This is a genomic window from Bradyrhizobium sp. CCBAU 45394 (assembly GCF_028128655.1).
Taxonomy (GTDB): domain Bacteria; phylum Pseudomonadota; class Alphaproteobacteria; order Rhizobiales; family Xanthobacteraceae; genus Bradyrhizobium; species Bradyrhizobium diazoefficiens.
The window spans coordinates 50,767-65,770 of the sequence record NZ_LBIX01000177.1 but is presented as its reverse complement, the minus strand read 5'-3'; the positions used below and the strand labels follow the sequence as shown (position 1 = coordinate 65,770).

The 15,004-nt window shown below is 63.8% G+C and carries 17 protein-coding genes; 4 read left to right on the top strand and 13 right to left on the bottom strand.

Annotated features, from left to right (window positions below):
* Positions 1 to 113: 113 nt before the first annotated feature.
* Complete coding sequence (locus WN73_RS41115; RefSeq protein ID WP_271558024.1) at positions 114 to 857, bottom strand: helix-turn-helix transcriptional regulator; 744 nt, start codon at positions 855 to 857, stop codon at positions 114 to 116.
* A gap of 267 nt (positions 858 to 1,124) precedes the next feature.
* Here WN73_RS41115 and WN73_RS41110 point away from each other — a divergent pair, with 267 nt between their 5' ends.
* On the top strand, positions 1,125 to 2,171 hold the full coding sequence (locus WN73_RS41110) for an alpha/beta hydrolase (protein WP_271558022.1): 1,047 nt from the start codon (positions 1,125 to 1,127) through the stop codon (positions 2,169 to 2,171).
* A 123-nt stretch (positions 2,172 to 2,294) separates the two neighbouring features.
* Here WN73_RS41110 and WN73_RS41105 read toward each other — a convergent pair whose 3' ends face one another.
* The 7 genes from WN73_RS41105 to glpD form a co-directional block, all read right to left on the bottom strand.
* On the bottom strand, positions 2,295 to 4,037 hold the full coding sequence (locus WN73_RS41105) for an ABC transporter substrate-binding protein (RefSeq protein ID WP_038967390.1): 1,743 nt from the start codon (positions 4,035 to 4,037) through the stop codon (positions 2,295 to 2,297).
* 130 nt (positions 4,038 to 4,167) lie between these two features.
* Positions 4,168 to 4,497, bottom strand: coding sequence for a DUF2160 domain-containing protein (locus tag WN73_RS41100; RefSeq protein WP_028175055.1), 330 nt, complete (start codon positions 4,495 to 4,497; stop codon positions 4,168 to 4,170).
* A gap of 10 nt (positions 4,498 to 4,507) precedes the next feature.
* Positions 4,508 to 5,314: a carbohydrate ABC transporter permease gene (locus WN73_RS41095; protein WP_011085227.1), complete on the bottom strand. Its 807-nt coding sequence runs from the start codon at positions 5,312 to 5,314 to the stop codon at positions 4,508 to 4,510.
* A complete protein-coding gene (locus tag WN73_RS41090; protein ID WP_011085226.1) occupies positions 5,314 to 6,288 on the bottom strand; it encodes a carbohydrate ABC transporter permease in 975 nt (324 codons plus the stop codon). Before WN73_RS41090 ends, WN73_RS41095 begins: the two co-directional genes overlap by 1 nt.
* Positions 6,288 to 7,373 carry an ABC transporter ATP-binding protein gene (locus WN73_RS41085; protein ID WP_271558020.1) on the bottom strand — a complete coding sequence of 362 codons (1,086 nt, stop codon included), beginning with the start codon at positions 7,371 to 7,373 and terminating at the stop codon, positions 6,288 to 6,290. Before WN73_RS41085 ends, WN73_RS41090 begins: the two co-directional genes overlap by 1 nt.
* A 12-nt stretch (positions 7,374 to 7,385) precedes the next feature.
* Complete coding sequence (locus WN73_RS41080; RefSeq protein ID WP_011085224.1) at positions 7,386 to 8,462, bottom strand: ABC transporter ATP-binding protein; 1,077 nt, start codon at positions 8,460 to 8,462, stop codon at positions 7,386 to 7,388.
* Positions 8,459 to 10,009, bottom strand: coding sequence for a glycerol-3-phosphate dehydrogenase (glpD, locus tag WN73_RS41075; RefSeq protein ID WP_011085223.1), 1,551 nt, complete (start codon positions 10,007 to 10,009; stop codon positions 8,459 to 8,461). Before glpD ends, WN73_RS41080 begins: the two co-directional genes overlap by 4 nt.
* A 232-nt stretch (positions 10,010 to 10,241) precedes the next feature.
* Here glpD and WN73_RS41070 point away from each other — a divergent pair, with 232 nt between their 5' ends.
* Both WN73_RS41070 and WN73_RS41065 read left to right on the top strand, forming a co-directional pair.
* Positions 10,242 to 10,526 carry a type II toxin-antitoxin system Phd/YefM family antitoxin gene (locus tag WN73_RS41070; RefSeq protein ID WP_271558018.1) on the top strand — a complete coding sequence of 95 codons (285 nt, stop codon included), beginning with the start codon at positions 10,242 to 10,244 and terminating at the stop codon, positions 10,524 to 10,526.
* Positions 10,523 to 10,948: a type II toxin-antitoxin system VapC family toxin gene (locus WN73_RS41065; RefSeq protein WP_271558016.1), complete on the top strand. Its 426-nt coding sequence runs from the start codon at positions 10,523 to 10,525 to the stop codon at positions 10,946 to 10,948. Before WN73_RS41070 ends, WN73_RS41065 begins: the two co-directional genes overlap by 4 nt.
* A gap of 2 nt (positions 10,949 to 10,950) precedes the next feature.
* Here WN73_RS41065 and WN73_RS41060 read toward each other — a convergent pair whose 3' ends face one another.
* Positions 10,951 to 11,796, bottom strand: a complete 846-nt coding sequence (locus tag WN73_RS41060) for a DeoR/GlpR family DNA-binding transcription regulator (protein ID WP_271558014.1) — start codon at positions 11,794 to 11,796, stop codon at positions 10,951 to 10,953.
* Positions 11,797 to 11,887: 91 nt separating this feature from the next.
* Positions 11,888 to 12,574, bottom strand: coding sequence for an HAD family hydrolase (locus WN73_RS41055; protein WP_038967389.1), 687 nt, complete (start codon positions 12,572 to 12,574; stop codon positions 11,888 to 11,890).
* Between the two features lie 155 nt (positions 12,575 to 12,729).
* Here WN73_RS41055 and WN73_RS41050 point away from each other — a divergent pair, with 155 nt between their 5' ends.
* The gene (locus WN73_RS41050; RefSeq protein WP_011085218.1) at positions 12,730 to 13,197 is read left to right on the top strand and encodes a nuclear transport factor 2 family protein; all 468 of its coding nucleotides are present in this window, start codon (positions 12,730 to 12,732) and stop codon (positions 13,195 to 13,197) included.
* Positions 13,198 to 13,299: 102 nt separating this feature from the next.
* Here the strand turns inward: WN73_RS41050 and WN73_RS41045 are convergent, their stop codons facing one another.
* The 3 genes from WN73_RS41045 to WN73_RS41035 form a co-directional block, all read right to left on the bottom strand.
* Positions 13,300 to 13,491 carry a hypothetical protein gene (locus tag WN73_RS41045; RefSeq protein ID WP_028175062.1) on the bottom strand — a complete coding sequence of 64 codons (192 nt, stop codon included), beginning with the start codon at positions 13,489 to 13,491 and terminating at the stop codon, positions 13,300 to 13,302.
* 190 nt (positions 13,492 to 13,681) lie between these two features.
* Positions 13,682 to 14,113: an acyl-CoA thioesterase gene (locus WN73_RS41040; protein ID WP_271558010.1), complete on the bottom strand. Its 432-nt coding sequence runs from the start codon at positions 14,111 to 14,113 to the stop codon at positions 13,682 to 13,684.
* Between the two features lie 79 nt (positions 14,114 to 14,192).
* Positions 14,193 to 14,945 carry a fatty acid desaturase CarF family protein gene (locus tag WN73_RS41035; RefSeq protein ID WP_271558008.1) on the bottom strand — a complete coding sequence of 251 codons (753 nt, stop codon included), beginning with the start codon at positions 14,943 to 14,945 and terminating at the stop codon, positions 14,193 to 14,195.
* Between the last annotated feature and the right edge of the window lie 59 nt (positions 14,946 to 15,004).

Sequence of the window (15,004 nt, the reverse complement as noted above, 5' to 3'; positions counted from 1 at the left end):
GCTGCGCGCCTTCCACGCCATCATAGTGCGCGAAGCGACGACACGATCCAGACCGGCTCGGTGGAGATCGATCTGGATCTACGTCGCTTCCGCCGCGGGCCGCGGAAACGGCGTCACCGACCCTCGCGGTGGATACGCGCGATGAGAGTCGCCCGATTGGGCGTCTCCAGCTTCTCGAAAACATGGTCGAGGTGAGAGCGGACGGTCCAGTAGCTGATCCCCAGCTTCCGGGCGATGATGCCGTCCGTCAGGCCGTCGGCGACCAGACCGACGATCTGGTTCTCCCGATCCGTTAGTTGCGGCAGGCGGTGGCCTGCTGCCGTGCTGGTGCTGTGCACGTCCTTGGTCGCGCGCAGGAGGATCGGCTGCAGCAAGGTCAGCAGCGCCACTTCGCGAGATCCGACGGGGGCCCGGCCGGGAGCACGCCAGAAGCGAAAGTCGCCGACACTCGTGTCACCGTCGTAGAGGTGGAGATCGATACCATCCGTCGTCTGGTGGACGCGCAGGAATTCGTTGAAGTAGCGCGTGCGCTCGAGCTCGGTTCGATTGATGACCGAATAGATCGGGGTCGGCCCGCGACGGGAACGCAGCCGTGGCGAAATCGGATCGCAACGCTGAAACTCCTCGACATAGGCGCGCGCCATCTCCACTCCGCGTCCGGAGCATGCCGGATTCTCGTAGCGGCCGGTTCGCTGATTCCACCGCGTCGTTCCAATGAAATCCATCGCCAGCAGGCGCTTTAAATCCGCAGCGAGATCCGGCATGGCCAAAAGCCAATCGGGTCGCAGGGGCTGCAGAAGCCCTTCGCCGACGCGTTTCAGCAGCGTCACTTCGCGCGCAGAAAGTGAAATCGCCATCACCACCCCATGCCATCATCGTGAAGCCGGGCATCCCAGAAAACAGGGATAGGCGACCGATACCTTGGAACATAGGGTTCAACCCGTCAAGCACAGGCAATTTCGCGAACATCCGCGTGCCTGACGGGTGCGCCTTGCACGTGGGGTCGCATGCAGAGCGTACGCCTCTGCTGCGCAGGCCCCCGATGAGACGCGCGCTCTTCAAGAGCGAAGCGCCGGAGATGTGAACGGCGAAGTCTGTTGCAGCCGGGTCGAAGGGAAAATCTCATGACGAGTTCTAGGCAGTTTGCTTTCGGCCGGTCCGGCCATTTGAACGACGATGACGTACGATGGGACGACGATGGCGCCGGATGGGGAGGCGAAAGTCACCGGTTCGATTTCCGTGGCCACGAAGACCACCATGCCATTCACAAGGACCTGGTTCTGTCGGTCGCTCCGACGGCGACGTCCGGCGATTTCAACATGCACGCAGTGCTGGATTCGCCCGGGTCGACCGAGGGCCGGCCCCTGATGATCCTGCTGCCCGGCTTCTCGTATGACCACACCTATTGGGATCCCCCGGTCGGCAACGGAAAATATTCGTTCGTCGATGCGGCCAATGACGCCGGGTACGCGACCTTGAATCTCGATCGGCTGGGGACGGGAACGAGCGACAAACCGCCGGCCGATTTGACAACGATCCAGGATCAGGCCGACGAGCTGCATCAGATCATTCAGTCCATCAAGAGTGGCGCCCTGAGCAGCTACGGGTTCTCCAAGATTGTCCTGGTCGGTCACTCCCTGGGTTCAGGCATCGCGCAAACCGAGGCCGGCACATACCACGATGCCGACGCGCTCGTGCTCACGGGCTTTCGGCACGAGGTCAACCCGGCAGGCGCCGGCGAGTTTGCCAACGCCATTCACCCGGCCGCCGGCCAGCCCGACGGGTACCTGACCTTCGACGATCGAAGCTTCCTGTTTGACAGCAACAACACCTCGCCCAAGATCCTTGCCTGGGATGCCTCGCATATCGGCACGGGCACGGCCGCCGAACTGAACTTCGCATTTGCGCTCGATCCGGCGCGCTCGGTGGGAATCACAGCGCCCGTGCTCGAAGTCGTCGGCGATCACGACCTGCTGTTTCAGACCGATCCCTCAACCTTTGCGGCAGAACGCGCCTTCTATCCCAACTCGTCCGACTTCGAACAACTCGTGGTCAAGAATGCCGGGCACGACGTCACGCTGTCGCAGAATGCGCACCAGACCTTCGCGCAGATCATCGACTTCGTGGAGAAGGTGGCGCCGGTCAATCACCATCACGATTTCCTGGTGTGATCGCCGGTCCGACGGCGCCAATCCTGACACGTAGGCAGGCTCTTTCGTCCAGCGCGTCGGTGCGCGCGCAAAGAAAAAGGCCGGGATTGCTCCCGGCCTTTGGTCGTCGTGATGAGGCGTACCTTACTGCAGCGAGGCGCGCTTGGGCGGGGTGGCCGGCCACGACTTGATCAGCGTGTCGTAGTCGACCGTCTCGCCCTTCGGCTTCTCGTTGGCGAGCTTGCGCTGCGGAGCGATGGTGCCGTCCTTCTGGGCCTTGGCGAACCAGTATTCGGCCGACTCCTTCTTGTGCAGCTTCGGACCGCAGGCGCCCTGCACGCCGGACTTCTCCAGGCGCTCCATGACGGAGTCCTGGGCAGCGGCCAGCGCGTCCATTGCGGCTTGCGGCGTCTTGGCACCGGACGACGCATCGCCGATGTTCTGCCACCACAGCTGCGCCAGCTTCGGATAGTCGGGCACGTTGTTGCCGGTCGGGGTCCACTGCACGCGCGCCGGCGAGCGGTAGAACTCGATCAGGCCGCCGAGCTTCGGCGCACGCTCGGTGAACGACTTGTCCCAGATGTCGGATTCACGGATGAAGGTGAGACCGACATGGCTCTTCTTCAGCGACACCGTCTTGGAGACGATGAACTGGAGATACAGCCAGGCCGCCTTGCGGCGATCCGCCGGGGTCGACTTCAGAAGCGTGAGCGAGCCCGCGTCCTGATAGCCGAGCTTCATGCCTTCCTTCCAGTACGAACCGTGCGGCGACGGAGCCATGCGCCACTTCGGCGTACCGTCCGCGTTCATCACGGCGATGCCCGGCTTCACCATGTCGGCGGTGAAGGCGGTGTACCAGAACATCTGCTGGGCGATGTTGCCCTGCGCCGGCACCGGACCCGATTCGGAGAAGGTCATGCCCTGGGCCTGCGGCGGCGCGTACTTCTTCATCCACTCGAGGTACTTCGTGATCGAGTAGACCGCGGCCGGACCGTTGGTGTCGCCACCGCGCTCGACCGAGGAGCCGACCGGACGGCAACCTTCCATGCGGATGCCCCACTCGTCCACCGGCAGGCCGTTCGGAATGCCCTTGTCGCCGTTACCGGCCATCGACAGCCAGGCGTCGGTGAAACGCCAGCCGAGCGACGGGTCCTTCTTGCCATAGTCCATATGGCCGTAGACCTTGACGCCGTTGATCTCCTTGATGTCGTTGGTGAAGAACTCGGCGATGTCCTCATAGGCGGACCAGTTCACGGGCACGCCGAGCTCGTAGCCGTACTTGGCCTTGAACTTGGCCTTGTAGTCGGGGTTGGTGAACCAGTCGTAGCGGAACCAGTAGAGGTTCGCGAACTGCTGGTCGGGCAGCTGGTAGAGCTTGCCGTCCGGCGCCGTGCCGAACGACTTGCCGATGAAGTCGTTGACGTCGAGCATGGGGTCGGTGACGTCCTTGCCTTCGCCGGTCATGTAGTCCGACAGCGCGATGGTCTGGCCGTAGCGGAAGTGCGTGCCGATCAGGTCGGAATCGTTGATCCAGCCGTCATAGACGTTCTTGCCGGACTGCATCTGGGTCTGCAGCTTCTCGACGACGTCACCTTCCTGGATGATGTCGTGCTTGAGCTTGATACCCGTCAGCTCGGAGAACGCCTTGGCGAGCGTCTGCGACTCGTATTCGTGGGTCGCAATGGTTTCGGAGACGACGTTGATCTCCATGCCCTTGAAGGGCTCGGCGGCCTTGGCGAACCACTCCAGCTCCTTCTTCTGGTCGTCCTTCGACAGCGTCGAGGGCTGGAATTCCGCAATCCACTTCTGGATCGCGGCGTCGTCGGCAGCACGAACCGGCGTCGAGACGGTGAACGACACCGCCAGAAGCGCAGCAGTGCTGGACATGGTCAGAAAACTGCTCTTGGTCAATGGACCTTTCCTTCTCCTAAACTGTCGCATGTTGTTCCTCCGTTGCAGCGACAAAATTTTATACAGGCCCGGGTTGCCCCCGGATCTGGCCGTCCCTTCGCGAGCTTCAGACCGTGCGGAAAATGAGCACGGCCGTGGCCAGCGAAATTCCACTTGCGAGCCACAGGCTCGAAATCTCAAAACCATCCTCGCCGATCGGCAACGTCGCGAGCGCGTCGGTGCCGACGAGGCCGATCCACACGAGATGGATGACGGCGGCCGCAATCAGCGAGATGAACAGGCGGTCGCCGCGCGTGGTCGGAATACTGAGCACGCCGACGCGCTCGGCCTCGGGATAGACCGCGGCGAGGTACGTCATGACCGCGAGGGTGCAGGCGAGCGCCGCGAAGAAGATCGCGGTCGGCAGCGTCCAGGCCATCCATGCAATAGATTCCATCGATGCCTCCCTACACCCGGCCGAGCGCGAAGCCGCGCGCGATGTAATTGCGGACGAACCAGATCACCAGCGCGCCCGGAATGATGGTGAGCACACCGGCCGCGGCCAGCAGGCCCCAGTCCATGCCCGCGGCCGACACCGTGCGCGTCATGATCGCCGCGATCGGCTTGGTCTGCACCGAGGTCAGCGTGCGCGCGAGCAAGAGCTCGACCCAGGAGAACATGAAGCAGAAGAAGGCGGCGACACCGATGCCGCTGGCGATCAGGGGCACCAGGATCTTGATGAAGAAGCGCGGGAAGGAATAGCCGTCGAGGAACGCGGTCTCGTCGATCTCGCGCGGCACGCCGGAGACGAAACCTTCCAGGATCCAGACCGCCAGCGGAACGTTGAAGATGCAGTGCGCCAGCGCAACGGCCCAGGGCGTATCGAACAGCCCGATCGCCGAATAGAGGTTGAAGAACGGCAGCGCATAGACCGCGGCCGGCGCCATCCGGTTCGACAGCAGCCAGAAGAACAGGTGCTTGTCGCCGAGGAAACGGTAGCGGGAGAAGGCGTAGGCCGCCGGCAGCGCCACCGAGATCGAGATGATGGTGTTGAGGACGACGTATTCCAGCGAATTGATGTAGCCGGAGTACCAGCTCTCGTCGGTGAAGATGCGCCTGTAGTGCTGGAGCGTCGGGGCGTGCGGCCATAGCGTCATCGTCGAGACGATCTCGCTGTTGGTCTTGAAGCTCATGTTGACGAGCCAGTAGATCGGCAGCAGCAGGAAGACCAGGAACAGCCCCATGATGAGGCGGCGGCCGGGAATCGAATGCATCAGGCCACTCCTTCCTTCGGCTTGAGCGCGGGCGCAGGCTGGAGCACACCTGCGGGTTTCGGCTCCGCCGCCGGCTCCTTCTCCGCCTGTGCCTTACGCTCGACGCCTGCATTGGTCATGACGGTGTAGAAGATCCAGCAGACGATCAGGATGATCAGATTGTAGACCAGCGACAGCGCGGCGGCCTTGCCGAGGTCGAACTGGCCGAGCGCGATCTTGACCAGCTCGATCGAGACGAAGGTGGTCGAGTTGCCGGGTCCGCCGCCGGTGACGACGAACGGCTCGGTGTAGATCATGAAGCTGTCCATGAAGCGCAGCAGCACCGCGATCAAGAGCACGCGGTTCATCTTCGGCAGCTGGATCGCCTTGAACACGGCCCAGCGCGAGGCGCCGTCGATTTGCGCCGCCTGGTAATAGGCGTCCGGGATCGACTTCAGGCCGGCGTAGCAGAGCAGCGCGACCAGGCTGGTCCAGTGCCAGACGTCCATCACGATGACCGTGACCCAGGCGTCGACTGCGTTGGACACGTAGTTGTAGTCGAGGCCCATCGCATTGAGCGTATAGCCGAGCAGGCCGATGTCGGGCCGACCGAAGATCTGCCAGATGGTGCCGACGACGTTCCAGGGAATCAGCAGCGGCAGCGCGAGGATGACGAGGCAGGCCGCGACGGTCCAGCCGTCGCGCGGCATCGACAGCGCAACGACGATGCCGAGCGGCACCTCGATAGCGAGGATCACCAGCGAGAAGAACAGATTGCGGCCGAGCGACGCGAGGAAGCGGCCGCCGAGATCGGTCGAGGGATCGAGCAGCTCCTTGAACCAGCCGACGCCGTTCCAGAAGAACTGGTTGTTGCCGAACGTGTCCTGCATCGAATAGTTCACCACCGTCATCAGCGGCAGCACCGCCGAGAAGGCGACGACCAGGAACACCGGCAGCACCAGGAACCAGGCTTTTTGGTTGATGGTCTTGTCCATCAGGCGGCTCCCTCCACCAGAAGGCTGTCGGCATAGACGTGGACATGCGACGGATCGAACTTCAGCCCGGCGGTGCCGTCCGCGCTGGTGAAGCCCGCCGGCGCGCGCGCCGCGATCTTGGCCTCGCCGATGCGGACGCGCGCGAAGCGGATGCGGCCGAGGTCGTCGATGCGTTCGACCTTTGCGGTGAGCAGGCCAGGTGCCGGCGCGACGGCGTCGACGAACTCCGGACGCACGCCGATCTCGATCTTCGCGCCCGCGGGCAGATTGTTGTAGCTGCGGCCCAGCGCGATGACATTCCCGCCGATGCGCGCCTCGCGGCCCCTCACCTCGGCCGGCAGGATGTTCATGCCGGGCGAACCGATGAAATAGCCGACGAAGGTGTGCGCTGGCTTGTCGAACAGCTCGGCGGGCGTGCCGCTCTGCACCACGCGGCCGTCATGCATGACGACGACGGTGTCGGCGAAGGTCAGCGCCTCGGTCTGGTCGTGGGTGACGTAGATCATCGTCAGGTCGAGCTCGCGATGCAGCGCCTTCAATTTCGAGCGCAGCTGCCATTTCAGCTCGGGATCGATCACGGTCAGCGGCTCGTCGAACAGCACCGCGGCGACGTCGTTGCGCACGAGGCCGCGGCCGAGCGAGATCTTCTGCTTGGCGTCGGCGGTCAGGCGCGTGGCCTTGCGGTTCAAATAGGGCTCGAGGTCGAGCAGGCGGCCGATCTCGGCGACGCGCCTGTCGATCTCGGCTTTCGGCACGCCGCGGTTCTTCAGCGGAAACGCCAGGTTCTCCCCCACCGTCATGGTGTCGTAGATCACCGGAAACTGGAACACCTGGGCGATGTTGCGCTTCTGGGTTGACAGCGGTGTGATGTCCACCCCGTCGAACAGGATTTTCCCCCGCGACGGCGTGATGATGCCGGAGATGACGTTGAGCAGCGTGGTCTTGCCGCAGCCGGACGGCCCAAGCAGCGCATAGGCGCCGCCCTGCCGCCAGGTCATGGTCACCGGCTTCAGCGCAAAGCTTTCCTGCGGCGCAGCGTTGCCGCCGTAGGAGTGGGCGAGATCGACGAGGTCAATGCGGGCCATGGCGCATCCCCCTCACGAGTTTGGAGCTGCGACGAGGCGATCAGCCGCGTCGAATACGAAGACATCATTGGGATCGAGCACGGCATCGATGGTCTGGCCGGGCTCGAACTCGTGCACGCCGTGCAGCACCGCCACCCAGTTCGATCCGTCGCGGGTCAGATGCACGAAACTCTCCGAACCGGTGATCTCGGTCACCGTGACAGTGGCATGGAAGGCATGGCGGTCGGTCTCACCATTGGCGAGCGCAAGCTGATGCGCGCGAAAACCGACGCGATAGGCGCCGTCGGCGAGAGCGGAATAGAGGCCGGACGCCGGCGCGGCGATACCTCCCGCATATTGCACCGAACCGTTCTTCTTCTCGATGCCGACGAGGTTGAGCGGCGGGTCGGAGAATACCTGGGCAACCCGCAGCGTCTGCGGACGGCGATAGACGCTGGGCGTCTCGCCGATCTGAAGCGCCTGGCCCTCCCACATGCACACCGTATTGCCGCCGAGCAGCAGCGCCTCGGTCGGCTCGGTGGTGGCATAGACGAAGATCGCGCCCGAGGCCTCGAAGATGCGCGGCAGCTCGGCGCGCAGTTCCTCGCGCAGCTTGTAATCGAGATTGGCGAGCGGCTCGTCGAGCAGCACGAGATCGGCGCCCTTGACCAGCGCACGCGCCATCGCAGTGCGCTGCTGCTGGCCGCCGGAGAGCTGGAGCGGCGTGCGCTTCAGGAACGGCTCGAGCCTGAGCAGCTTTGCGGCTTCCGCCACGCGCGCCTCGATCTCCTCGCGCGGCTTGCCCTGCACGCGCAAGGGCGAAGCGATGTTCTCATAGACCGTGAACGAGGGGTAATTGATGAATTGCTGATAGACCATGGCAACCGATCGCTGGCGCACATCGACGCCGGTGACGTCCTTGCCGTTGACCAGCACCTTGCCCGTGGTCGGCTTGTCGAGGCCGGCGAGCAACCGCATGATCGAGGTCTTGCCCGACAGCGTCGGCCCGAGCAGCACGTTGAGCGTGCCGCTCTCGAGCGTCAGCGAGACGTCGCGGATGTGCGCGACACCATCGACGGTCCGGGTCACGTGATCGAGCGTGACGGTCATGAGCGTCCTCCCGCTTCCAGCAGGGGACTTTGCAGCACGGCGTTGGTCCTGATCCAGTCGTCAAGCGCAGCGACCTCGTCGGCAGATAGTCGCAGGCCGAGCTTGGAACGGCGCCAGACGATATCCTCGGCGGTAACCGCCCATTCGTTGGCCATGAGATAGCGGACCTCGCGCTCGGTGAGCGTCGCGCCGAAGGCCTGGCCGAGGTCGGCGGCCGATTTCGCATCGCCAAGCAGCTTGATGGCACGGGTGCCATAGGCGCGCGCGAGGCGGCGCGCATGCGCATGGCCGAGGAAGGGATAGCCGCGCTGGAGCTCGGCGATCAGCCCGTCGATGTCGGACACATCCATGTCGCCACCGGGCAGCGGCCATTTCCCGGTCCAGCCCTCGCGCGCTTTCGCGCTGCGAAGATAGGGCGAAAGCCGCTCCAGCGCCTCCTCGGCGAGGCGGCGGTAGGTCGTGATCTTGCCGCCATAGATCGAGAGCAGCGGCGAGCCGCCGGGCGTGTCGAGCTCGAACACGTAGTCGCGCGTTGCGGCCTTGGCTTCGCTGGCGCCATCGTCATAGAGCGGCCGCACGCCGGAATAGGTCCAGACCACGTCCTCTGAAGTCACCGGCTTCGCCAGATATTCGCTCGCGGCGGCGCAGAGATACTGGATCTCCTCCGGCGTCGCCTTCACCTTGGCGGGATCGCCGTCATAGTCGCGGTCGGTGGTTCCGATCAGCGTGAAATCGTCCTGGTACGGGATCACGAAGATGATGCGGCCGTCCGCATTCTGGAACATGTAGGCACGGTCGTGGTCGTAGAGCTTCTTGACCACGATATGCGAGCCCTGCACCAGGCGCACCTTGGCTTTCGCGTTGACGCCGGCACCGCGGCCGAGCACGTCCTCGACCCAGGGGCCGCCGGCATTGACCAGCGCCCGGGCCTGGACCTGCGAGCGCGCACCGGTCAGCGTGTTGACCATGCTGACCGTCCAGACGCCGTCGGCCTGGCGGATCTCGGTGGCACGGGTGCGGGTGCGAATCTCGGCGCCCTTGTCGGCGGCATCGCGCGCGTTGAGCACGACGAGGCGGGCGTCATCGACGAAGCAGTCGGAATATTCGAAGGCGCGGCTGTAGCGATTCGGGATCAGCGGGCGGCCGACCTCGTCACGCCCAAGATCGACCGAGCGGGTCGCCGGCAGCAGATGGCGGCCGCCGATGTGGTCATAGAGGAAGAGGCCGAGCCGCAGCAGCCAGGCCGGGCGCAGCCCTGCGTGATGCGGCAAAACGAAACGCAAGGGGCGGATGATGTGGGGCGCGATGCCCCAGAGGATCTCGCGTTCGATCAGCGCCTCGCGGACCAGGCGAAACTCGTAATATTCGAGATAGCGCAGGCCACCATGCACCAGCTTGGTCGACCAGGACGACGTCCCGCTCGCCAGATCGTTCATTTCGCACAGGAAAACCGTGTTGCCGCGGCCCACCGCGTCGCGCGCGATGCCACAGCCGTTAACACCGCCTCCAATAATGGCGAGGTCGAAAATACGCTCCAACAGACGCATCCCCCGGGCGACTCGCTCGTTCCTTCGAGCGACTACTTTCGTTTTTGATTAGATCACACCGAAAAGCGAAAGCAAGATGAAAGAGAGGCGAAGGGAAGTGAAAGCGGAACTTTTTGGTGGGCAATCGGACGAGGAAATGAGCAACTTAGACGGCAATTCGAGAAGCAATAGCGCACTTGAAGGTCAGCCACGATAGATTATAGTCATAATAGTCATATTGGTTCTTGCTCACATGGCCGACCACAACACTGCACCCGACACGCTTCCGACTGATGACACGTGGACGCTTGCCAACGCCAAGGCACGACTGTCCGAGGTGATCGAGCGTGCCCAGACCGGCCCCCAGATCATCACCCGTCACGGCAAGCCGAACGCCGTGGTCGTTTCCGCCGAGGAATGGGCCCGCAAGACCGCACGCAAAGGCACGCTGGCCGAATTCCTGCTGGCCTCTCCGCTGCGCGGCGCCGACCTCGCACTTGATCGCACGCACGATGCGCCGCGCGACGAGATGCCGTGAACCTGCTGCTCGACACCAACATACTGTCGGAAGTTCAGCGGCCAACCCCCTCGCCGAATGTCTTGGCTTGGCTTGACACGATCGATGAAGATCGTGCGTTCATCAGCGTCGCATCGATCGCCGAGCTTCGCCGCGGCATCGCATTGCTGGAGGATGGCCGCCGGCGCTCGGCACTGGCCGCCTGGCTCGCCCACGATCTACCGGCGCGGTTTGGCGAACGTGTCCTGCCGATCGACCAGGCGGTGGTCGAGCGCTGGGGCGACCTGATGGCTCAGAGCCGCCGCAGCGGCGTTGCTCTGTCCGTCATGGATGGCTTCTTTGCCGCGACCGCGCTTGCAAACGATCTCACGCTCGCCACGCGCAATGTGAAGGATTTTGCTGCATTCGGCGTCCCCCTGCTCAATCCGTGGGACGACCGATAGTCCTATCTTAACCGCACCACCGGCGCCGCTTCGGGTGCAGCTTCCTGAGCATCGGCCTGCACATCATCAATATCCGCCCCCTTCGGCATCGCCTCCACCACTTCGATGCCCTTGCTGTGGCAGATGGTGGCGAGGCGTTCGGGAAGCTCCTGGTCGGTGACGAAGGTCTGGATCTGGGTCATGTGGGCGATGCGCACCGGCGCGCTGCGGCGGAGTTTTGTGGAATCGGCGACCAGCATGACACTGCGGGCATTGGCGATGATGGCCTGCGCGACCTGCACCTCGCGATAGTCGAAATCCAGCAGCGCGCCCTCCTCGTCGATCGCGGAGGCGCCGATGATGGCGTAGTCGACCTTGAACTGGCCGATCAGCTGCGTCGCGGTCGAGCCGACCACCGCGCCGTCGGCGCGCCGCACCGTGCCGCCGGCAACCACCACCTCGATGCGGGGATGGCGGTAGAGCAGCATCGCGACGTTGAGGTTGTTGGTGATGACGAGGAGATCCTCATGCGAGGTCAGCGCGCTCGCGACCTCCTCCGTCGTGGTGCCGATGTTGATGAAGAGCGAGCATCCGTTCGGGATGAGCGATGCGGCCGCAGCCCCGATCGCCTTCTTCTCCTCGGCGGCAACGAAGCGGCGCGCCTCATAGGCGAGGTTTTCCACGCCCGAGGCGATGATGGCGCCGCCATGGATGCGGGTCAGCGAACGCCGTTCGCAGAGGTCGTTGAGATCCTTGCGGATGGTCTGCGCCGAGACCTCGAACCGGCGCGCGAGCTCGTCGACCATGACGCGGCCGGAGGCGCGCGCGATGTTGAGGATTTCGGCTTGGCGATGGGTCAATCCGGTCACGGCAATGGCCTCAAATCAGGAAGGTGCATGGTGCGGCGGTTCGCGCCATCGGTCAATGCGCCCGCCGATCACGGTTAACGGATGAGGCCTCTCACCACGCCATCGCGGCAGCCAGAGGCGCGAGCAGGGCCGGATCGTCGAAGGCGCCGGCGGAGGCGACCGCGCCGGCGGCAACCAGGTCGGCATGGCTGAGGCTGGTCCGGATGCCGATGGTCGGAATGCCGGCCGCGGTGGCCGATTGCACGCCGGTGCGGGAGTCCTCGAATGCGACCGAGGTTTCCGGCCTCGCGCCGACGAAGCGCAAGCCTTCCTGATAGGGCAGCGGATGCGGCTTGCCGTGCGGCAGCTCGTCGCCGATCACGAGCGCCTTGAAACGGTCCGTGATGCCGAGGCCGGAGAGCAGCAGCTCGGCGTTGAGACGCGGCGCGTTGGTCACGGCAACCATGGGAACGCCGGCCGCGTCCGCCCGGTCGAGCAGCGCCATCAGACCCGGCAGCGGCTCGATCTGCCCGGCGACGAGCGCGCGGAAGACTTCCTCCTTTTCATCGAGGATCGAGGCGCGCCGTTCCGGCGCCTCGTCGGGCAGAAAGCGCTCACCGATCGATACATTGGCGAACCCTTGCAGCTCCCTCGAGAACCGCGCGTGATCGAAGACATGGCCGCGAGGGCCGAGCACCTCGTTGAAAGCCTTCAAGTGCAGCGGGTCGGTATTGGCAAGCGTACCGTCGATGTCGAACAGCAATGCCCTGCCCGTCGCATTGTCCTTGGCCTCGATCATTTCCGTACTTTCCCAAATGCACGACGCATCGATGCGCGACACGTATCAATATGGCTGCGATCACGCAATGACGCATGCGCATGACGACGACGTGACCACTCGACAAAGCCGCGCGCGGCTGTAACACTCTCATCAAGAGCAAAAAGGAGGAAACGATGACGATCAACCGACGCGATCTGGCTCTCTCGACCCTTGCCGTTCCAGCTCTTGCCATCTCTGCGCTCGCCCTTACGACACCGGCGCTGGCCGCGGCGGCGGACGAAGAAGCCGTGGCGAAGAAGGTCGAGGCCTTCCGCCTCGCCCAGATCGCGGCCGATCCGAAGGCGCTCGGCGCGCTGTGCTGGGACGATCTGAGCTACAGCCATTCCAGCGGCAAGGTGGAGGACAAGGCGACCTTCATCACCAACGCCACCGACGGCAAATCGAAATTCCTGTCGATCGAATACAAGGACCCGACCATCAAGGTCGTCGGCCCGGCCGCGATCGTGCGCTTCCACTGGGTCGCGGAACAGGAGATGGCGGCCGATGGGAAAAAAGTGCCGACCAACCTTCACATCCTGATGAACTGGCAGAAGCAGGGCGACGACTGGAAGCTGCTGTCACGCGCGGCGACGAAATTGTGATGGCGCTTCTTACCCTCTCCCCTTCTTGCGGGAGAGGGCAAGGCGAAGTGCGCGGCAAAATATTCCGGGTTCGCGCTACGCGCGCCCCGGAATGACAGGGGGCTACGCCGCTTCCTTCACATCGCCGTTAACCAGCTTGCGCGCAGCGCGCTCGGCTTCGCGGGCGTTGCGGAAGAGCTGGCCTTCGAGGCGGTAGAAGCGGTCGGATGAGGCGAAGAAGCAATAGCCTCCTTGAGAGCGAACGACGATACCTGCGGTCTGTGAATTAACTTCGATGATGTAGCTGTCCGGCATGGCCCGTGGATTCCTCAAGTGCGGGCAAATAACGACACTTCTGCCCAAAGGTTCCTGGGCATTTGAGGCCGTTTCCACCCCGAATCGACACGCAATTGAGTACGCCGGGACCTCATCCGTTTTATGACTTGTTCTTGGCGAAGACGCGACGACCACGGACGCAACGTCGCGCGGTGATGCGCCGCGGCGGCTACGTCGCGATCGGCGTATCGGTGGGGGTTATCGACTGCGGACGGCCGTGATCGTCGATCGAGACATAGGTGAAGTTGCCGTCGGTGACGAGGAACGGGTGCGCCTCCCTGCGGCGAAGCGCCCAGGCTTCGAGATGCACGGTGAGTGAGGTGCGCCCGACCCGCACGAGATTGGCGTAGACAGAGACGAGATCGCCGACATACACCGCTTTGCGAAAATTCATCGCCTCGATCGCAACCGTCACGGTGCGCGACTTCGCGATCTTCGAGGCGAACACGCCGCCGCCGACGTCCATCTGGCTGAGCAACCAGCCGCCGAAAATGTCGCCGTTGGCGTTGGTGTCGGCGGGCATCGCCAGCGTGCGAATGCAGAGATCGCCGCTCGGCTCGGTATCGGAGCTGAAAGGGGTTTTGACGTGCGTGTCGGTCATATGGTTGATCTCCGCGGCTCTCGGCTCTGGATACAAAGCCGCGGCGCCTTGCGCAACATCGGCACGCGACAAGCTTGCGCTATCCAGCCGGCCGCGGCGTCCCGACGAAGATTCCGGTATCGTTGAGCTTGCGTTGCCACTCCGCATCGTCGGCCCGCGGCGTGCGCCCTGTCGTTGCCGTCACGAGCCGTTCCAGCCTGCTCCAAAGCCGGAGACTGTCGCACGGATAGTTGGCCCATCCATTGATGACACAATAGCGGACAGTGTGGTCGCGGTGGTGGCGCAAATGATGCTCGGGTGAGCAGACCAGATGCAGCCTTTGCGCCATGCGCAGGAGCGGCGGGCGGACCCGCCAATGCGCAAGATTATGAAAGCTCATGCCAAACAGCATGCAAGTCGCGATCACGAACCAGACGATCATCAGCGCGTAAGTGAGTGCGGAAACCGAGAACAACGCCGTGATCGCGGCCGAAATGCCGACCACCACGGCGCTCGGTGCCGCACCGAGGGAAGCCTGGTCGAGGAATTCGTAGAGCAGGACGTGGCTCGGATGGGTGTGATGCTCTCGCGTCATCGCGATGCCGCGGCCGAGCCCCCCCTCGTCGAGCCACGTGTCGACCGCCCAATGCACCAGCCCCGAAAAAAAATCAGCGAGGAAATAACCGATCAGGAGTGCCACGATCAGCCACGGCCAGCGCAATCCTGCCGCGCGGTAACATCCGACGAGATAAATTGCGCAGCACAGGATCACGACGGCATCAGCCGCACAGCACAGCCGCGTGATGATGATCTCGCGCAAGGTCGCATGCTTGAAGAACGGGATCGTCGGCATCGGCGATGCTCCTCCACGGGCTCCACCACCCATGATAGCACCTTTTGCCGACATCATCC

Excerpts from the sequence above, each read along its gene's own strand:
- WN73_RS41115 (WP_271558024.1), bottom strand. The coding sequence starts at position 857 with ATGGCGATTTCACTTTCTGCGCGCGAAGTGACGCTGCTGAAACGCGTC.
- WN73_RS41110 (WP_271558022.1), top strand. The coding sequence starts at position 1,125 with ATGACGAGTTCTAGGCAGTTTGCTTTCGGCCGGTCCGGCCATTTGAAC.
- WN73_RS41105 (WP_038967390.1), bottom strand. The coding sequence starts at position 4,037 with ATGTCCAGCACTGCTGCGCTTCTGGCGGTGTCGTTCACCGTCTCGACG.
- WN73_RS41100 (WP_028175055.1), bottom strand. The coding sequence starts at position 4,497 with ATGGAATCTATTGCATGGATGGCCTGGACGCTGCCGACCGCGATCTTC.
- WN73_RS41095 (WP_011085227.1), bottom strand. The coding sequence starts at position 5,314 with ATGCATTCGATTCCCGGCCGCCGCCTCATCATGGGGCTGTTCCTGGTC.
- WN73_RS41090 (WP_011085226.1), bottom strand. The coding sequence starts at position 6,288 with ATGGACAAGACCATCAACCAAAAAGCCTGGTTCCTGGTGCTGCCGGTG.
- WN73_RS41085 (WP_271558020.1), bottom strand. The coding sequence starts at position 7,373 with ATGGCCCGCATTGACCTCGTCGATCTCGCCCACTCCTACGGCGGCAAC.
- WN73_RS41080 (WP_011085224.1), bottom strand. The coding sequence starts at position 8,462 with ATGACCGTCACGCTCGATCACGTGACCCGGACCGTCGATGGTGTCGCG.
- glpD (WP_011085223.1), bottom strand. The coding sequence starts at position 10,009 with ATGCGTCTGTTGGAGCGTATTTTCGACCTCGCCATTATTGGAGGCGGT.
- WN73_RS41070 (WP_271558018.1), top strand. The coding sequence starts at position 10,242 with ATGGCCGACCACAACACTGCACCCGACACGCTTCCGACTGATGACACG.
- WN73_RS41055 (WP_038967389.1), bottom strand. The coding sequence starts at position 12,574 with ATGATCGAGGCCAAGGACAATGCGACGGGCAGGGCATTGCTGTTCGAC.
- WN73_RS41050 (WP_011085218.1), top strand. The coding sequence starts at position 12,730 with ATGACGATCAACCGACGCGATCTGGCTCTCTCGACCCTTGCCGTTCCA.
- WN73_RS41045 (WP_028175062.1), bottom strand. The coding sequence starts at position 13,491 with ATGCCGGACAGCTACATCATCGAAGTTAATTCACAGACCGCAGGTATC.
- WN73_RS41040 (WP_271558010.1), bottom strand. The coding sequence starts at position 14,113 with ATGACCGACACGCACGTCAAAACCCCTTTCAGCTCCGATACCGAGCCG.
- WN73_RS41035 (WP_271558008.1), bottom strand. The coding sequence starts at position 14,945 with ATGCCGACGATCCCGTTCTTCAAGCATGCGACCTTGCGCGAGATCATC.